Origin of the sequence: Winogradskyella pelagia, assembly GCF_017581965.1 — a bacterium.
In the GTDB taxonomy this organism is placed as follows: domain Bacteria; phylum Bacteroidota; class Bacteroidia; order Flavobacteriales; family Flavobacteriaceae; genus Winogradskyella; species Winogradskyella pelagia.
Map to the genome: position 1 here is coordinate 57,463 of NZ_JAGEVF010000002.1, position 16,603 is coordinate 74,065.

Below are 16,603 nucleotides of genomic sequence, written 5' to 3' on the forward strand. Positions count from 1 at the left end.
TTACTTGCTTTTTAGTTCTTTATCAATAATTGCTTTAAGCTCCTCGAGTTCGGTTTTACTTAAATCGGTTTTTCGAGTAAAAAACGATGCAAATTGAGAGGCACTATCATTAAAAAAGGTTTTGATTAAACCATTAACATGTTTTGAGAAGTAGTCTTCCTTTTTAACTAAAGGATAGTACTCTCTTGATTTTCCATAGGTTTTATAGTTTACAAAACCCTTCCCTATCATACGTTTTAGCAATGTCGCTACAGTTGTTGTCGCTGGCTTTGGCTCAGGATAGATATCTAACAAGTCCTTCATAAAAGCTTTTTCAAGCTTCCACAGGTATTGCATTAACTGTTCTTCTGTTTTTGATAATTGCATATTCTACGTTTTTAGAACTAACTCTACAAATGTAGAATAAAAAATGAAATATCCAATAGAAAACGCCAAAAAAACAACAAATGCGTATCTTTATGGTCTTAAACACCCCATTATGCTAAGAGTATATTCTATACTTATTTTCTTTTTATTAGGCATTCAATTGCTTGTTGCTCAATCCGTGCAGGATATTATAAATCAGGTAAGTCAACCAAATTTAGAATTAGTTGTTGCCGAGCTCTCAGGTGAACAAGCGACACTTATTAACGGTACTACTCAAACTATAGCAAGTCGTGTGCAAAGCAATAATGATTTAACAGCAGAGTATCTTGAGGAGCGGTTTTCTGCTCTTCCTAGTCTTAACGTCGAAGTTCAAAACTTTAATACTAGCGGTAAAAATGTGATTGCAACCCAATTAGGACAAACAAATCCAGATGAAATTTATTTGGTTTGTGCGCATTATGATTCGGTTACTACATTTTGCGCCGATGATAATGCCACTGGTGTAGCGGCAGTTCTTGAAATCGCAAGAATACTCAGTACACAATGTATTGATAAAACAATAGTTTATGCGTTATGGGATGAGGAAGAGATAGGCCTAAGAGGTGCTAATTTTTATGCGCAAGAAGCGGCTGATGCTAGTAATGGAAATACCAGAGATAATATTATCGCTGTATTAAATATGGATATGATTGGTTATGATGGTGATGCGCCTGGTACGCCAGGCGATAACGATTTTGATATAGACGTAAGGGATATTGCAAATTCACTTACTATTAAAGACGATTTGTTAAACCTATTAAACATGTACACCTTTGATTTAAATCCTATTGTGGTTGATCCTGGCACTTCTGCAAGTGACCATTCACGTTTTTGGCAGCAAAATTATTCTGCGGTATTAGTAGGCGAGTCGTGGGAAACTAACGATCAAACACCAGATTATCATACAAGTAATGATCGAATAGATGATATCGATTTTCCTTATATGACCGAGATTACAAAGTTAGTTGGTGCCTATCTTGCCACGAAGGTACAGCTGGTTGATTTAGATAATACGGTTACGGTGAATGGTACCAGTTTAAGTTCAAATGACCTTGGTGCAACCTATCAATGGATTAATTGCGATACATATATGCCAATTTCTGGAGCAAACCAACGTACTTTTACACCAAGTTCAAATGGCAATTATGCTGTTGAGGTTAGTAATGGAATTTGCACGGAACGCAGTACGTGTTTTAATTTCAATATCTTATCTACCGAATCTTTTGATGCTGATGTAATTAATGTCTATCCAAACCCAACCAAGACATTACTTTTTATTGATAACCCTTTTAATTTAAAGTTATCTGCTGAAGTTATTGATATTTCAGGAAAACAGATTTTAAAACAACAATCTACAAATCGTACAATTACATTGGATATAAAAAATCAACCCAAAGGTATCTATTTCGTAAAAGTAAATTCTAGCAGTAAAGCCTCGAGTTTTAAAATAGTAAAAGAATAGCTTATCTATTGTAAGGTCTTTCATTAATCCAACGGAATCCTCTGCTCTTAAGAGGAAAGTTGTTTAGGTTCTTTAAGGTTAAAAGGACCTCTATACTATCATCCTCTAAAAGACCTTTTAAACGCAGCGTTTTCATGTCATATTCATAACTGATGTTAAGACTATCTTTATCCCCCTCTGGGCTATACATACTAATTTTATGGGTTGCAGTATCAACGTTAAAATAGTAACGTTCTAATTGATTAGCCATGGTTTTAACTACAGACCTCCTTTTGCGTTCAAGAATTAAATAACGCCAGTATTCTTTATTTGTGATAAGTGGTAAAATGGTATCGCCGTTCTTAATAAATCGTTTGGTCTCCCAAATACCGTAAAACTCGGAAATATTGGCCTTGTTATTTGGACTACGTTTTTTTTCAGTATTGTATCCAAAAATTAAGGCAAAACTGAATACAAAGATGAAGCCAACCAATTTAACCCAAAATAAAATATAGTGGTAGTCTTTTTCTTTAACTGGATGATAAGATGGTTCTATTTCAGTCGTCGAATTTCTTACAAAAGCATACCAAAATCGCTTACTGTCGGATGCAAATAAGACAACAGCCATCAAAACGAGATGTATCGAAAACAGTTTTACAGGAATATCGAAAAATAGATTCATCATGGCAACTTGTGTCATCACTCCCATAATAATAAAAGAACCAAGCGCAATAGTTCGTCTAGGAATCAATAAAATGCCACCAATGATTTCCATTAGTCCAGCAAAGGCGCCAAAACCTTTAGAATAGCCCATATATGTCCAAGCCAAACCCATTGGAGACATTTCGCCAATAGGTTGCAGTAAACGGATTAGGGAAGGGCTTTGAAATTGAATTTGAAAGACTTTCACAAAGCCATAGGTAAACATGAAAATAATTAAGAATAGCCGTAATACGACTTTAAACCAATAATAAAAGGTGTTGTAATTAGGTCGTTTTCGATCAATTAAGGACCATAGTATAAAACAAAAAAAGGCTAAGACTACATTGACAAAGCAAGTAATATAAGCATAGGTATTATCACCACTTCCAAAGCCACTTCGGTCATACTCATAAGAAATACCTAAAACTTCTAATCCAATCCATCGAAATGGTGTTTCAAATAGTCCACTAAAGAACATCAAAAATATATACAGCAGAAAATAACTGCAAACGAGTCTAAATGTCCATTTAGACCATCTGCTCCATATCTTGTCTTTCACTGGGTGTACCAGCATTAGGAGTTCATTTCTGTAAAGTATTTATAAAACCATGGAATGGTTTCAATACCCTTAAGATAATTCCAAACTCCGAAATGCTCATTAGGTGAGTGAATGGCATCACTATCTAAGCCAAATCCCATAAGAATGGTTTTACTCCCTAGTTCTTGCTCAAAAAGTGAAACAATAGGAATACTTCCGCCACTACGTTGCGGAATAGGTGTTTTACCAAAGGTCTGTTCATAAGCTTTAGAAGCCGCTTTATATCCTACAGTATCGATAGGAGTAACGTAGCCTTGTCCACCGTGGTGTGGTGTTACTTTAACTCGGACTCCTTTGGGAGCGATACTTTCAAAATGAGACTTAAATAACTCGGTAATCTCATGCCATTCCTGGTGAGGTACCAATCGCATAGATATTTTAGCATAGGCCTTACTGGCGATTACAGTTTTGGCACCTTCACCTGTATAGCCGCCCCAAATACCATTGACATCTAATGTAGGACGAATGCTATTTCGTTCATTAGTTGTATAGCCTTTTTCACCATAAACCGCATCTATATCTAAAGCTGATTTATAGTCGTCTAATGAAAATGGTGCTTTGGCCATTTCAGCGCGTTCTTCAGCTGATAAGTCTTCGACCTTATCGTAAAACCCCGGAATTGTAATATGATTGTTCTCATCGTGCAGTGAGGCTATCATTTTGTTAAGTACATTTATGGGATTAGCCACGGCACCACCATACAAACCTGAGTGCAAGTCTCTATTTGGACCAGTTACCTCAACTTCAACATAACTTAAGCCTCTCAGTCCTGTTGTAATGGAAGGGACGTACTTCGCAATCATTCCTGTGTCAGAAATTAAGATAATATCATTAGTGAGTTTTTCTTTATTATTGGCAACAAAATCTGCAAGGTTTTCACTACCTACTTCCTCTTCCCCTTCTATCATAAATTTTACATTACAAGGGAGTTGGTTTTCAGAAGTCATGTATTCCATCGCCTTAACGTGCATGTACATCTGACCTTTATCATCACAAGCCCCTCTTGCAAAAATGGCACCGTCAGGATGCAAGTCTGTTGCTTTAATTACAGGTTCAAAAGGCGGAGAAGTCCATAACTCCAAAGGGTCTGGTGGTTGTACATCATAGTGTCCATAGACTAAAACTGTTGGTAAGGATTCGTCAATCAGCTTCTCGCCGTAAACAATTGGGTAGCCATCGGTTTCACAAATTTCTACATGATCACAGCCTGCACGCTCAAGGCTCGCTTTTACCGCATCGGCTGTTTTAAGTACATCTTGCTTATAGGCTGTATCTGCACTTATAGATGGAATTTTAAGTAATTCAATAAGTTCGTTAACAAAACGGTCTTTATTGTTATTAATATAGGAGGTAATGGAAGTCATAAAATAAGCTTTCGATTTTCTCAAAAATACAAAATCCTAGGGTCATTTTTCTTAAATAAAAGGAGTTTGAAATTTCAAACTATTGTTTATATTTGCAGTCCTTAATGCGGGCGTGGTGGAATTGGTAGACACGCTAGACTTAGGATCTAGTGCCGCGAGGTGTGGGAGTTCGAGTCTCCCCGCCCGCACAAAAGACTCATCCAAATCAGATGGGTCTTTTTTTGTTTTATGGTAATGCTATAAATTCAAAGCAAGTTTCTTGCCTATAGGTGTCTTTGGGTCTTAAAAACGTTGTTGGAAAATTGCTATGATGTGGTGCATCCGGGTAATGTTGTGTTTCAAAACAAATAGCAGGAAATTTTGAATAGGAAGCACCACCTTTAAAGTTAAAGTTGGGAAATTCAGGTGACGTAAAGACCACCATTGCAGGTTGATTGGAGTACACGCGCATTTGTATTCCAGATTGTTCGGATTCTAAAGTTGCTTTTAAAGGGTTACTTCGTAATACATAGGTGTCATCCAAACCTTTAAAATCGGGTTGTCCAATTTCCTTTAGTTTCGTAAAGTCATATGAGGAACTTTTAACTGGCAATACTCTTCCAGTGGGGATTAGAGTCTTATCAACTTCAAGATAGGCATCACTTTCAATTTGCAGTCTATGATTTAAAATAGTACCGCTTCCATCTAAATTGAAATAGGAATGATTAGTTAGATTTAAAACGGTTGTTTTATCTGTTCTGGCTTCATAATTCAATTTTACCATATTGTTTTCGGTAACCGAAAATGTTACAGAAACGCTTAAGTTTCCAGGGTAACCTTCTTCCATGTGCGGACTCAAAATAGAGAGTTTTGCAGATGTTTGGCTACAGTCTTCTATGGTCCATATTTTCTTGTCAAAACCTACTTTTCCACCGTGTAAATGAACCTTATTTTTAGTGTAGATAGGATATTTAATATTGTCAATTTCAAAATAACCTTTTGATATACGTCCAGCAAATCTACCAATAGTACTTCCCAGATAAAGACCTTCTTTAATGTATTGTTGGGAGTTATAATCCTTTATGTTCTGAAGACTTGCTATTACGTTAACGTTTTTTCTATTTCTGCTAGGGATTAGTAACTGAGTAATGGTTGCTCCGAGCGTACTTATCTCTAGCTTTAGACCATTTTTGTTAGCGAGCGTAATTGTTTCCACTTTAGTAAAGGGTATTTAATTTATTTCCAGAATAAGGCATAGAGCATAACTAAAATGAGTAGCACAGCAAATGAACCTATATTAAATAGAGGGCTGGTTTTAAATAAGTGACCTTTAAGAGTGATACCTTTATCGTCGTTTTTCCCCTTACCTTGACGTAAACTGACCCCAACGATTACCGCCATTGTTAATAAAGCTGTATATCCCATCTGGTCCATCCAAGGGACATCAACAAAAAATGCGTTGGATGACCAACCCTTCGGAGCCACTTTAAAATATAATGCGATAGGTATAGAGGATAAGGCTCCTATTATTGCAGCTTTATTGGTAGCTTTTTTCCAGAATAATCCTAGTATGAAAACCGCTAAAATTCCAGGGCTTACAACACCAGTGTATTCCTGGATAAATTGAAAGGCTTGATCAATACCACCGAGGAGAGGAGCCATAATTGAAGCAATAACAAGGGCAACTGCCGCAGAAAGCCGACCAATATTAACAGTCTTTTTATCAGAGGCATTTTTATTAAAATACTCCTTATAAATATCCATTGTAAATATCGTTGAGGTAGAATTTAACATGGATGCTAATGACGAGACTACAGCAGCAGCAAGTGCTGCAAATGCCAGCCCTTTTAATCCGGCTGGAAGTAATTGTAATAACCAAGGGTAAGCCTTATCCGCTTGACCAGATGATGGTAAATTTTGCATACCTACTTCGCCTAAGCTTTTTAATAGCTCAGGGTCATTAACGATTACGTAAGCCGCAATACCTGGGATAACTACTATTACTGGTATTACCAATTTTAAAAATGCGGCAAATAAAATACCTTTTTGCGATTCCTTAAGGGATTTAGCGGCTAAAGTTCGTTGTATGATATATTGATTAAAGCCCCAATAATATAAGTTTGCTACCCATAATCCACCAACCAAAACACCAATCCCAGGAAGATTGTTGTATTCTGGGTTAGACTCATCTAAAATCATGGCAAATCTGTCCGGAGCGATTTCGTATATGGTTTTAAAGCCTTCTATAACTCCCTCACCACCAGATACTGTGTTTAGGGCTAAATAGGTAGTGACCAAACCTCCTAAAACCAAAAACACGACTTGAATAACATCGGTCCAAGCAACTGCAGATAATCCGCCGTAAAGAGAATAGGCCGCAGCGAATAGGGATAGTCCAATAACACCAAAAATTAAGGGAACACCTATTATAGTCTCTAGCGCTAATGCACCCAGGTACAGTACCGAAGCTAGGTTTACAAATACATAAAGCCCAATCCAGAACACGGCTAAAATCGTTTTTAACTGGGTCGAATACCGCTTCTCTACAAATTCTGGGATGGTATACAGTCCCTTTTCTATGAAAATAGGTAGAAAATATTTTCCAACGATAATTAAGGTCAGTGCAGCCATCCACTCATAGGAAGCAATGGCTAGCCCAAGGGCAAAACCTGAACCTGACATACCTATAAATTGTTCGGCCGAAATATTTGCTGCAATCAGAGAGGCTCCAATAGCCCACCATGGTAAGGATTTGCTCGCCAAAAAATAGTCTTCTGCATTTTTTTGATGTCCATCTTTATCTCTAGAAACCCATAGACCAACACCTAAAATTAAAACAGCATAGCTGATGAAAATGATATAATCAATAAGTTCAAAATTACCTGTCATTGCTAGAAGTTGAATTAGTTAGTATAGTGACTATTGTTGTGTGCTGTAATGTATCGTTTTTAATTCTTTTAATGATTTAGCGGCTTGTTCAGCCGTTATATCGCGTTGCGGATTAGCAAACATCTCATAACCCACCATAAATTTCTTTACTTCTGCCGACCTTAATAGTGGAGGATAGAAGGACATGTGGAAATGCCATTCAGGATGAGATTTATCTGTTGGACTTTGATGAATTCCAGATGAATAAGGAAAAGACGTTTCAAACAGATTATCGTATTTAATGGTAAGGTCTTTTATTATTTCTGCAAATGCCATTTCTTCTTTGTGATTAAGTTGGGTGATATTTTGATAGTGTGATAATGGGACAATCATAGTTTCATAAGGCCAAACGGCCCAATAAGGGACTAATGCAACAAAATATTTATTTTTTAGAATAATACGTTCGTTTAGCTCTAATTCTTGTTTGATATAATCTTCTAATAGACTTCGGCCGGTTTTATTGTAATATTTAAGTTGTTGCGTCTGTTTTTTGAGCACCACCTCCGGAATGGTTCGTTGTGCCCAAATCTGTCCATGAGGATGAGGATTACTGCATCCCATAACAGCGCCTTTATTCTCAAAAATTTGTACGTGATTAATATCTGGTATTGAGCTGAGTTCTGTAAATTCCTTCTTCCAAATTTTAATCACTTCTGCTATTTCTTCAATTGGCATTAATGGCAATGTTAAGCTGTGATTTGGTGAAAAGCAAACTACTTTGCATATACCTGATTCTGAAGAGGCTTTTAATAAGCCTTCATTAAATTCAAGATGCTTTTCTAAAGGTAATAATGCCGAAAAATCATTAGTAAAACTATAGGTGTTTTGATAGTCGGGATTGCGAAGCCCATTGGCTCTTTTATTAGTAGGGCAGAGATAGCAATTGGTATCGTACTTTTTGGATTCAAGAGGTTTGGCTTTATCTGATTTTCCTTGCCATGGTCTTTTCGTTCTATGCGGAGAAACCAACACCCATTCGTCGGTTAAAATATTATAGCGTCTATGTGGTTGCTCGTTAAATAAAGCGTTCATATTACAGTTGTTTTACACCATCACCTATAGAAATTTCAATCGGTGATAAATCGATATTAAATTGTTTTCGGTAGGACTTGGTCATCTCAGATATAAATTCCTTAACTTTTTCTTTATGAACTAAATTAATTGTACATCCTCCGAATCCGCCTCCCATCATTCTTGCACCAATAACATCATCAAGTTCCCTTGCTTGGTCAACCAAAAAATCTAACTCTTTACAGCTTACTTCGTAAAGGTGTTGCAGGCCATAGTGGGATTGAAACAAACACCACCCAAAGCCTATGAGATCCTTTGCTTTCAAGTAACTCACTGCTTTTAAGGTTCTGCGCTGCTCCTGTGAGACATATAAAGCCCTGTTATAGATGTTTTGAGGTAAAACAGTCTTGAATTCTGCTATTATTTCGGGTGGAATGTCAACAAGGTTGTTGTAGGATGGGTAGGATTTTTTTATTGTTTTAAGGGCTGATTCACACTCTTGCCGTCTTACGTTATACTGGCTGCTAGCTAAGCTATGAGACACATTAGTGTTTAAAAGTACAATTTGGTAAGGATTAAAATCAGCTTCAATGAGCCTGTAATCAAGAGTTTCGCAATTCAATAAAATGAGCTTGTCTTTCTTGCCTTTTACTACGGCGAATTGATCCATGATGCCACATTTTGTGCCGACAAAATTATGCTCTGCATCTCTAGAGAGGGTTATAAGTTCAATATCAGAAAGACCAATACTAAACAGGTCATTAAGTCCCTTTGCCATGCCACATTCTAAAGCTGCTGAAGAACTGATACCAGACCCAAGCGGTAAATTACTTTCAATGATACAATCAAACCCACCAATTCTATTTGGTTTCAGAAGATTTATATGAAAAATGACACCTAGAATGTAGTTTTGCCATTCAATATCACTTCTTGAGACATCGTTTATATTAAATGTAAAACTTGAGTTGTAGTTACTAGAGAAAATTGTACAGATTTCTGAGGACGTCTTTCTAAATTCTAGTAAAATCCTTTTGTCAATTGCGGCAGGTAGTACCAATCCACCATTATAGTCTATGTGCTCTCCAATGAGGTTTATTCGTCCGGGAGAATGGATGGTGATATCAGCGTCGAACGTATTTGGATTGAGCATAAATATGGATTAGTTTTTTCTTATTTCAGTACGTCGCATTGGCATACCATCAATAAGAGTAAAAAGATTTTTAGCCGTAAGTACAGTATTTTGTTCAAGTTTAATCCCACCGTCTAAACCAATTAATATAACCTTGAACTCTTCCGGAGAACTATTATATTTTTTGAAGACTTTAGAATCTGTAATCCAATAGTCATTGTGCTCTTGGGATGACATTTCTAAATAAGGCGATATTTTAAAGACCAGTAGCTTTCGCTCTTCAAGGCCTTTGGATTCTGTCTCTAAAATTTTAAGCTGTCTAGTAAAAGCGGTCGATTTTGTATTTGAGGTTAAGACCAGCAATAGTCTATTCTTCCATTTAAAAGACTCTAGATTTTGACTATTTATTGAATGCATACATAATATGATAAATATGAAGGCAATTACTGGTTTCATAAATTTACATGTTCTGTTTTACTTTTGAAGCCTTTAATCTTAATATCCCTTCTTTTAAATCATCACCTTTAACTTCTAAGGTGATGTCTCCTGCTTTATCAGATGATTGGATAACAACAACCAGTTTACCACTAAATAATTTCATTGTGGGTAGGTGAAATGGTTCGAGTGATGTTGCATCACCATTGCATACTGCTCTGAATGTACCGGCGCCGTTTACCCTAAATTCTAATTGGTTTGTTGCTGTTGGGCAGGGAATACCGTTTTTATCTTCAACCGAGACTGTAATAAAAGCTAAATCTTTACCATCAGCGTTTATAACCATCCTGTCTGGCTTAAGGCTAATTTTATGAGGTTTTCCAGAAGTTCTTATTTCCTTTTCTGCAGCAGGGTTTCCACCATCATCAAAAGCAACCACCTTCAAGGTTCCAGGTTCATAGTTTACATCCATCCACATCAGCCTGTAGCGATTTTGTGGCGAGGCACTGTTCTTTCTTTGAACACCGAGACTTTTACCATTCAAAAATAATTCGGCACTGTTGTAATTGGTATAAACGAAAACTGGTGTTGTTTCACCTTCACGACCTTCCCAATTCCAATGCGGCAGGATATGTAAGGTGTTATCGTTAGTGTTCCATCGGCTGCGATAGAGATAGTAACGGTCTTTGGGTAAGCCTGCAAGGTCATTAATGCCAAAGTAAGAGCTTCTGCTTGGCCAGACTTCATCATAAGGTGTAGGCTCACCTAAATAATCGAAACCCGTCCAAACAAATTCGCCAATAACCCATGGCTTGTCATCTTGCAGGACAAAATCATCGTCTGGTAAATTAGACCAGCTACAATGTTCTAAATCGTATGATGAAGATTGGTAGTCGTCATAAGTTTTCATGCTGGCTCGCTCCACAGGAAACTTATAAATACCTCGCGAGCTAACCGTTGAAGCTGTCTCAGACCCTAATATAAAACCTTGTGGAAAGCGTTTATAGGCTTCTTCATACAGGTGTACGCGGTAATTTAAACCTGGAATGTCTAATAATGCTCCAAACCCAGAGGCCATGGTCGCTTCAACCTGATCCATGCCAACTGTAACAGGTCGGGTTGGGTCTTCCCTGTGAAAGATATCTTGAAGCCATTTAGCGCGCTTAACACCTTCCGCGCCCCATTGATCTGGGACTTCGTTACCAGCACTCCACATTACAATACAGGGATGGTTTCTTGTTGCACCTACTAAATTAACAACATCTTTTTCTGCATAGTCATTGAAAAAACGATTGTAGCCGTTTTTCACCTTAGGCTTGGCCCATTCGTCAAAACTCTCTGCAATGAACATAAATCCCATTTCATCACAGAGCTCAAGTTGTTCAATAGATGGCATGTTATGTGCACTACGAATTGCATCACATCCCATATCTTTTAGAATACGAAGCTGCCTTTTCAGTGCAGCTTTATTTACGGCTACACCTAATGGTCCTAAATCATGATGCAGGCAAACACCTTTAAACTTACGTATTTTTCCATTTAAGGAAAATCCCTTATTTGGTTGATATGAAATACGTCGTATTCCGAAGCGCTGAGTAATTTCATCTACCAATCCTTTATCATCATATAATTTTAGTTTTGCGGTATATAAATATGGGGATTCCGGACTCCAAAGTTTTGGATTTTTAACACCTAAATTTTCCTCAAATTTGTCCCCAAATAAGACGTCACTAGAGTTTGAAACTATCAGATTATTTTCTGCATTATAGATTTCGGTTTCTAGTCTTAAAGGCTTACCAATAACCTCGGACTTTATATTGATTTGGGCAAGGCTATCTGTTATTAAAGGTGTAGTAATAAAAGTGTTCCATTGCTTAAAGCTGGTCTTTTGCGTAACGATTAATTGAACTTTTCTGAATAGCCCAGCTCCTGGATACCAGCGCGACGATAGTCCCATATTAGTTAATTTAACCGCTAGGAGATTTTCTTCTGAAGCATTTATATAGTTTGTAATATCGAAGTAGAAATAACTGTAACCATATTTCCATTCGCCTACTTTCTTTCCGTTGACAAAAATTTCGGGCTCGCTCATGGCACCTTCAAAAACAATTAGCACCCTTTTGTTAGTGTCAAATTCGGGTATCTGGAAGTTTTTTCGATACCACGCTTCTCCAATGTAAGGCAATGCGCCGGTACGTCCCGTTTTTTCAGTAGCAATTTGTTCTCCATTTTGTTCAATGGCCACAACTTGTTTATCTATGTCTTTGTTAAAAGGTCCATAAATAGCCCAATCGTGAGGAACTGAAACCGTTTCCCAGCTAGAGGTGTCAAAACTAGTTTTATGGGCTTCTAAGGATTTCCCTTTTTTGAATTTCCAGTCCTTGTCAAGTAAAATCACTTCTCGCGTTTGACTACCTATAAATTGTATTTGATAAAAGAGGCAACAAAGAAATACGAGAGGATATTTGTTTATCATTGGTACCAATTTTAATCGTTTAAGGCATTGTTATAAAACTGCATTCCTTTTGTTGGAAGGCCATCATTTTTAAACAATGTAGCATTATCCCAATGTGAGCCTTGCGCCCATAAAGTGGAGCAATTTGTAGAAACCCAAGCTGGCTCCCAATAGACTAGTCCTTCACCACCAGCACTTTTAATTATGGAATAGAGTTGGTTTAAATAGTCTAATTGTCCTTGCTCAGTAGCAGGTATTCCACCTGTTAAGGCACTTTCGCCCATTATGTTACCCGCAGAATCTGCATCCTCTAGGGTGAAAGGATAAGCGGTTTCAACAATCATAAGTCTTTTGCTGTAAGTGTTAATTAATGTTCTAAGAGGCGTCTCAACTTGGTTAAGGTCGTACTCCGACCACGTAGGGTAGTAAGATAGCCCAATCCAATCAAAATCAGTGACGCCATTGGCAGTAGCCTGTTCAAACCACCATAATCCATTTTCTGGCTGAGCAATATGGAGCATAACTTCGATAGGTGTATTACGATCCTCAGAAATGTTTCTTACCGCCTCAATACCTTTATTAAGAAGATAAGAGTTTCGGCTCCAATCTATAGGCCATACCAATTCACCTTGTTGCAAAATCATACCATTGATCTCATTACCAACTTGAACGATATCTGGTAAGATATTTTCAGCAGCTAGACTATCGAGGGTATTATACGTATAGTCGTAAAGTAAACTACCTAAATTTTCTGTGTTATTGATTTCGGGTAACCAAGCTGCAGGAATTTCTTGTTTAGAAGGGTCTGCCCAAGTATCACTATAATGAAAATCTAAAAGTACTTTAAGGCCCTGTTGTTTTGCACGTTCTATTGCAGCTTTAACATCGTTATATGTAGAATAGTTGGTCCATTCTGGCGAATGCCAAAGTCTAAGTCGTACCAAATTGGCACCTTGGTCGTTAAATACTTTGTATACGTCTTCTTCTTCGCCACTGCTATTCTTATACACAGCACTACAATCTTCCATCTCATTTACATAAGACAAGTCAGCACCATAAAAAAATGAAATGTCTTCTAAAGGAATTTCTTCTACTAGTTGGTTGGAATTTGAGTTGCAAGAGAAAGTCAATGTAAATATTAAGATGGTGATAGCAAAACCAATTGTCCATAATAAGTTCATAGTGTTTTTATCTTATTTAAGTTGATTTTACTAAGGTAACAATAAAAAAGAGCCTCTCAATGAGAAGCTCCTTTTTTGCTCAACTAACACTTAATAATTAGAGCTTGACTAACTTGGTCGTCAGACTTTGGTTATTGTTATTATCGATTTTTACAATGTAAATACCTGTATTTATGTCAGAAATGTCAAAAGTATCATTACGTGTAAAATCTCCTTTAAAGGCTTTAACAAGTTTACCTGTAATATCATAAATCTCTACATTAGAAACATTTAGATTAGTCTTAAATGAAGTCTGTGCAGGATTTGGATAGATGGTAAAAGTGGTTAATTCTTGCTCGGCAATACTAAGGGCGGCCGCTTCTTCATTACCATAAATTCTAAATTCACCAGCAGGTATAAGAATTGGACTACTAGTGCTTGTAATATTTACAGGAGAATTATCCATTAAATCATACCAAGTACCAGTAAAAGGAAAATCTGGAATAATATTTTGATCAATAGTTCTAAAGTTAGCCAAGATTACTACATTCTTTAAAGTTCCATTTGGCAGGGTGTTGTCAAAAATAAATGCCCTTACGGATTGCGTAGCGCCTTCTAGGACATAATCCCCTTCAAAAACAGGCTCGTTGATTTTTAAATCTATTAATCTTGCCCATGCATCGTAGAGTGCCTTTCTATCTGTGTCACCTAGCCAATTCTCTACCCATTGTGGCTGTGGCTTAGTGTCTAATTTACAATTTGGATTATTCACAGTTCCATTAGAACAGGTAAAAATAGAATCATCCATCCCAAGGGCAGCAAAATGCCATATCATTTTAGGGCCTGGAAGCGTTAAACTTACAGCTCCCATAGACGCCATACGTTGTAATGCAATATTTAAATTTCTTGGATTATGTGAAGGGTTAACATTATTACCAAACTCTACAGTTTCATACATAACACGTTCTTCATCGTGACTTTCAGGGTACATCATTAGCCTAGGCGCATTAAAGCCTCTACTTTGATGAGTAGCTCTTGAAATGTTGCTGCTAAATCCTTGAACAAAGTCTGTATACTCTGAGGTCATTTTACCCCACATCATTATTCCTTTAGAGACATCGCTATCTCCAAGTCTATAATCGGCCCATTCTTTTTCTTCACCATCCTGCCCTAAATGTTCAAAAATCACATAATGCGTTGGATCTAAATTCCAAGAGTGATCAGCATATTCCTTTAACAATTGTACTCGATCTGGTTGATATTGATCTGTACAACCCGGTGAAGAACCAGGGCCACAATTTTGTGTAAATCCTTTGGTTAAGTCCCAACGGAATCCATCAATTTTATATTCCGTAATCCAGTGTTCTATAACTCTTTCTGTATATTCTTGGGTCAATGTACTTTGATGATTAAAATCATTAAACACATTGTAATCATGCTGGGGTACTGTATTAAAATATGGATTCGCACTGGACGGGCCTCCCCAACCGTCATTATCAGGATCATCCATCCATAGTCTTACTAAAGGGTTTCTCCCCGTGGCATGGTTTAATGCAATATCCAAAATCACAGCGATTCCGTTTTGATGACATAAATCAACAAATTCTTTAAACTTATCCGATGTTCCATAGAATTTATCTAAGGCCATGTGGTAAGCAGTATTATAACCCCAAGTTTCATTGCCGTCAAACTCCATAACTGGCATGAGCTGAATGGCATTGATATTAAGATTTTTAAAATAATCAAAACGGTCAATTAAATTTTGATAGTTCCTATCGGCATCAAAATCTCGCACTAAAACTTCATAAACAACAAGGTCTTCTTTCTTTGGTTTTGTAAAATTATCTACCACCCAATTATAAGGTGTTTGCCCGGTTTGAAGTACGGTGACTTCACGTTCTTGACCTACAGGGTAGGCTGGTAAATTAGGATAGGAATTGGATGGAATACCGCCATCATCAAAAGGTGATAACACCAATGTAGAAAATGGATCAGCAGTTTTAACCAAGTTTGGAGAATTTGCAACAGGATTCTCATCAACTGCCCAATACTGATAGGTTTCAATTTGTCCTGGTGTTAATCCGGTCAACTCTAACCAATAAAGGTCATTTTCGGCTGTATCGCGTCGCATGACATAACTGTTATTGAAAGTATAGCCATTAAAGCTTCCGGCAACATAGATATAATCCTTATTTGGTGCTCTTAATGCTACTGTTGCTCTAGTGGCATCATTAGAATTGTAATTAATTCCTTCACGGATGCCAGCGGGAATAGACTGGTTAACAACGGTTGGAGGAATAACGGCTTGGAAAGATCGAACTATTGTTTCACCTCCCGCCGTAGCTTCAAGTTCGTATAGTGTTGTTGTATTTACAGTTGCATTAAAACTGAAAGATTGTGTATTAGAGTTAGTACTTATTGAAGTGCCATTAGCTTTTAAGTTAAAATCTGCAGGCAATGTAGTTGTTGATGCTATAGAAAGATTTTGTCCAGCATTAAGAAATGTTACAGGTTCTGTTGGATTTGTTAATGTATGCTGAAATGCACCAACAGCAGCGTAAAAGTCATCACAGGTCGCATTGTTTTTCATTTCCTGTGTTCCATTGGCATTCCTAAAAACGAAGCCAAGTTGCGTAACGTTTTCTTGTTGCGTGGTTGTGAGTCCGTAATAAGTTGAAGGGGTTATAGTAATGGCCCACGTGGTTCCAAAAATATTGACCATTTCACCAACACCATCATCTTGTCCCCAATTGCCTATGACACTAAACCCAAAAGCATTGGTGTCATCTCCTGCTCCTGAGTGCATATACACTTTAGAAGGATTAACCAGGCCATTACAGCCTGTATCTGCACTAATATCTATTGTAATAGTAATTTGATCTGTAATCTCGAAAGGGTTAGGGCTAATAGTTAACTGACTGAATCCGAGGTAGGAAGTGAGTAATAAGATTAAAAGGGTAATTTTTTTCATATCGTTTTTTTTGAAAAAAAAAGGC

The 16,603-nt window shown here is 37.2% G+C and carries 12 protein-coding genes and 1 tRNA gene; 2 read left to right on the forward strand and 11 right to left on the reverse strand.

The genetic code is table 11. The annotated features are described in order from the left end of the window. A complete protein-coding gene (locus tag J4050_RS02695) occupies positions 1-366 on the reverse strand; it encodes a BlaI/MecI/CopY family transcriptional regulator (protein ID WP_208152415.1) in 366 nt (121 codons plus the stop codon). Between the two features lie 43 nt (positions 367-409). On the opposite strand from J4050_RS02695, the gene J4050_RS02700 reads away from it, so the two are divergent. After that, on the forward strand, positions 410-1,867 hold the full coding sequence (locus tag J4050_RS02700) for a M28 family peptidase (protein WP_208152416.1): 1,458 nt from the start codon (positions 410-412) through the stop codon (positions 1,865-1,867). Position 1,868: 1 nt separating this feature from the next. Here J4050_RS02700 and J4050_RS02705 read toward each other — a convergent pair whose 3' ends face one another. Next, positions 1,869-3,107, reverse strand: a complete 1,239-nt coding sequence (locus J4050_RS02705) for a DoxX family protein (RefSeq protein WP_208152417.1) — start codon at positions 3,105-3,107, stop codon at positions 1,869-1,871. A 14-nt stretch (positions 3,108-3,121) separates the two neighbouring features. After that, positions 3,122-4,510 (reverse strand): dipeptidase, encoded by a 1,389-nt coding sequence (locus J4050_RS02710; RefSeq protein WP_208152418.1) that lies wholly within the window; start codon positions 4,508-4,510, stop codon positions 3,122-3,124. A gap of 106 nt (positions 4,511-4,616) precedes the next feature. Between J4050_RS02710 and J4050_RS02715 the strand changes: the two genes are divergently transcribed. After that, a tRNA-Leu gene (locus tag J4050_RS02715) sits at positions 4,617-4,698 on the forward strand. Between the two features lie 38 nt (positions 4,699-4,736). Here J4050_RS02715 and J4050_RS02720 read toward each other — a convergent pair. From J4050_RS02720 to J4050_RS02755, 8 genes are all read right to left on the reverse strand, one after another. Further along, entirely contained in the window at positions 4,737-5,705 is a 969-nt protein-coding gene (locus J4050_RS02720; protein ID WP_208152419.1) for an aldose epimerase family protein, read from the reverse strand. 20 nt (positions 5,706-5,725) lie between these two features. Next, the gene (locus J4050_RS02725) at positions 5,726-7,378 is read right to left on the reverse strand and encodes a sodium/sugar symporter (RefSeq protein WP_208152420.1); all 1,653 of its coding nucleotides are present in this window, start codon (positions 7,376-7,378) and stop codon (positions 5,726-5,728) included. Positions 7,379-7,408: 30 nt separating this feature from the next. Then, entirely contained in the window at positions 7,409-8,449 is a 1,041-nt protein-coding gene (locus J4050_RS02730) for a UDP-glucose--hexose-1-phosphate uridylyltransferase (RefSeq protein ID WP_208152421.1), read from the reverse strand. Between the two features lies 1 nt (position 8,450). Further along, positions 8,451-9,578, reverse strand: coding sequence for a galactokinase (galK, locus tag J4050_RS02735; RefSeq protein WP_208152422.1), 1,128 nt, complete (start codon positions 9,576-9,578; stop codon positions 8,451-8,453). Positions 9,579-9,587: 9 nt separating this feature from the next. Further along, complete coding sequence (locus J4050_RS02740; protein WP_208152423.1) at positions 9,588-10,013, reverse strand: DUF4174 domain-containing protein; 426 nt, start codon at positions 10,011-10,013, stop codon at positions 9,588-9,590. A gap of 4 nt (positions 10,014-10,017) precedes the next feature. Continuing rightward, entirely contained in the window at positions 10,018-12,468 is a 2,451-nt protein-coding gene (locus tag J4050_RS02745; RefSeq protein ID WP_208152424.1) for a DUF4982 domain-containing protein, read from the reverse strand. Between the two features lie 11 nt (positions 12,469-12,479). Beyond that, positions 12,480-13,628, reverse strand: a complete 1,149-nt coding sequence (locus J4050_RS02750) for a glycoside hydrolase family 53 protein (RefSeq protein WP_208152425.1) — start codon at positions 13,626-13,628, stop codon at positions 12,480-12,482. Between the two features lie 97 nt (positions 13,629-13,725). Beyond that, positions 13,726-16,578 carry an alpha-amylase family glycosyl hydrolase gene (locus J4050_RS02755; protein ID WP_208152426.1) on the reverse strand — a complete coding sequence of 951 codons (2,853 nt, stop codon included), beginning with the start codon at positions 16,576-16,578 and terminating at the stop codon, positions 13,726-13,728. Positions 16,579-16,603: the final 25 nt, after the last annotated feature.

Bases quoted from the DNA above. Each gene is read 5' to 3' on its own strand.
- galK (WP_208152422.1), bottom strand. From the start codon at position 9,578: ATGCTCAATCCAAATACGTTCGACGCTGATATCACCATCCATTCTCCC.
- J4050_RS02730 (WP_208152421.1), bottom strand. From the start codon at position 8,449: ATGAACGCTTTATTTAACGAGCAACCACATAGACGCTATAATATTTTA.
- J4050_RS02695 (WP_208152415.1), bottom strand. From the start codon at position 366: ATGCAATTATCAAAAACAGAAGAACAGTTAATGCAATACCTGTGGAAG.
- J4050_RS02740 (WP_208152423.1), bottom strand. From the start codon at position 10,013: ATGAAACCAGTAATTGCCTTCATATTTATCATATTATGTATGCATTCA.
- J4050_RS02745 (WP_208152424.1), bottom strand. From the start codon at position 12,468: ATGATAAACAAATATCCTCTCGTATTTCTTTGTTGCCTCTTTTATCAA.
- J4050_RS02750 (WP_208152425.1), bottom strand. From the start codon at position 13,628: ATGAACTTATTATGGACAATTGGTTTTGCTATCACCATCTTAATATTT.
- J4050_RS02700 (WP_208152416.1), top strand. From the start codon at position 410: ATGAAATATCCAATAGAAAACGCCAAAAAAACAACAAATGCGTATCTT.
- J4050_RS02710 (WP_208152418.1), bottom strand. From the start codon at position 4,510: ATGACTTCCATTACCTCCTATATTAATAACAATAAAGACCGTTTTGTT.
- J4050_RS02725 (WP_208152420.1), bottom strand. From the start codon at position 7,378: ATGACAGGTAATTTTGAACTTATTGATTATATCATTTTCATCAGCTAT.
- J4050_RS02755 (WP_208152426.1), bottom strand. From the start codon at position 16,578: ATGAAAAAAATTACCCTTTTAATCTTATTACTCACTTCCTACCTCGGA.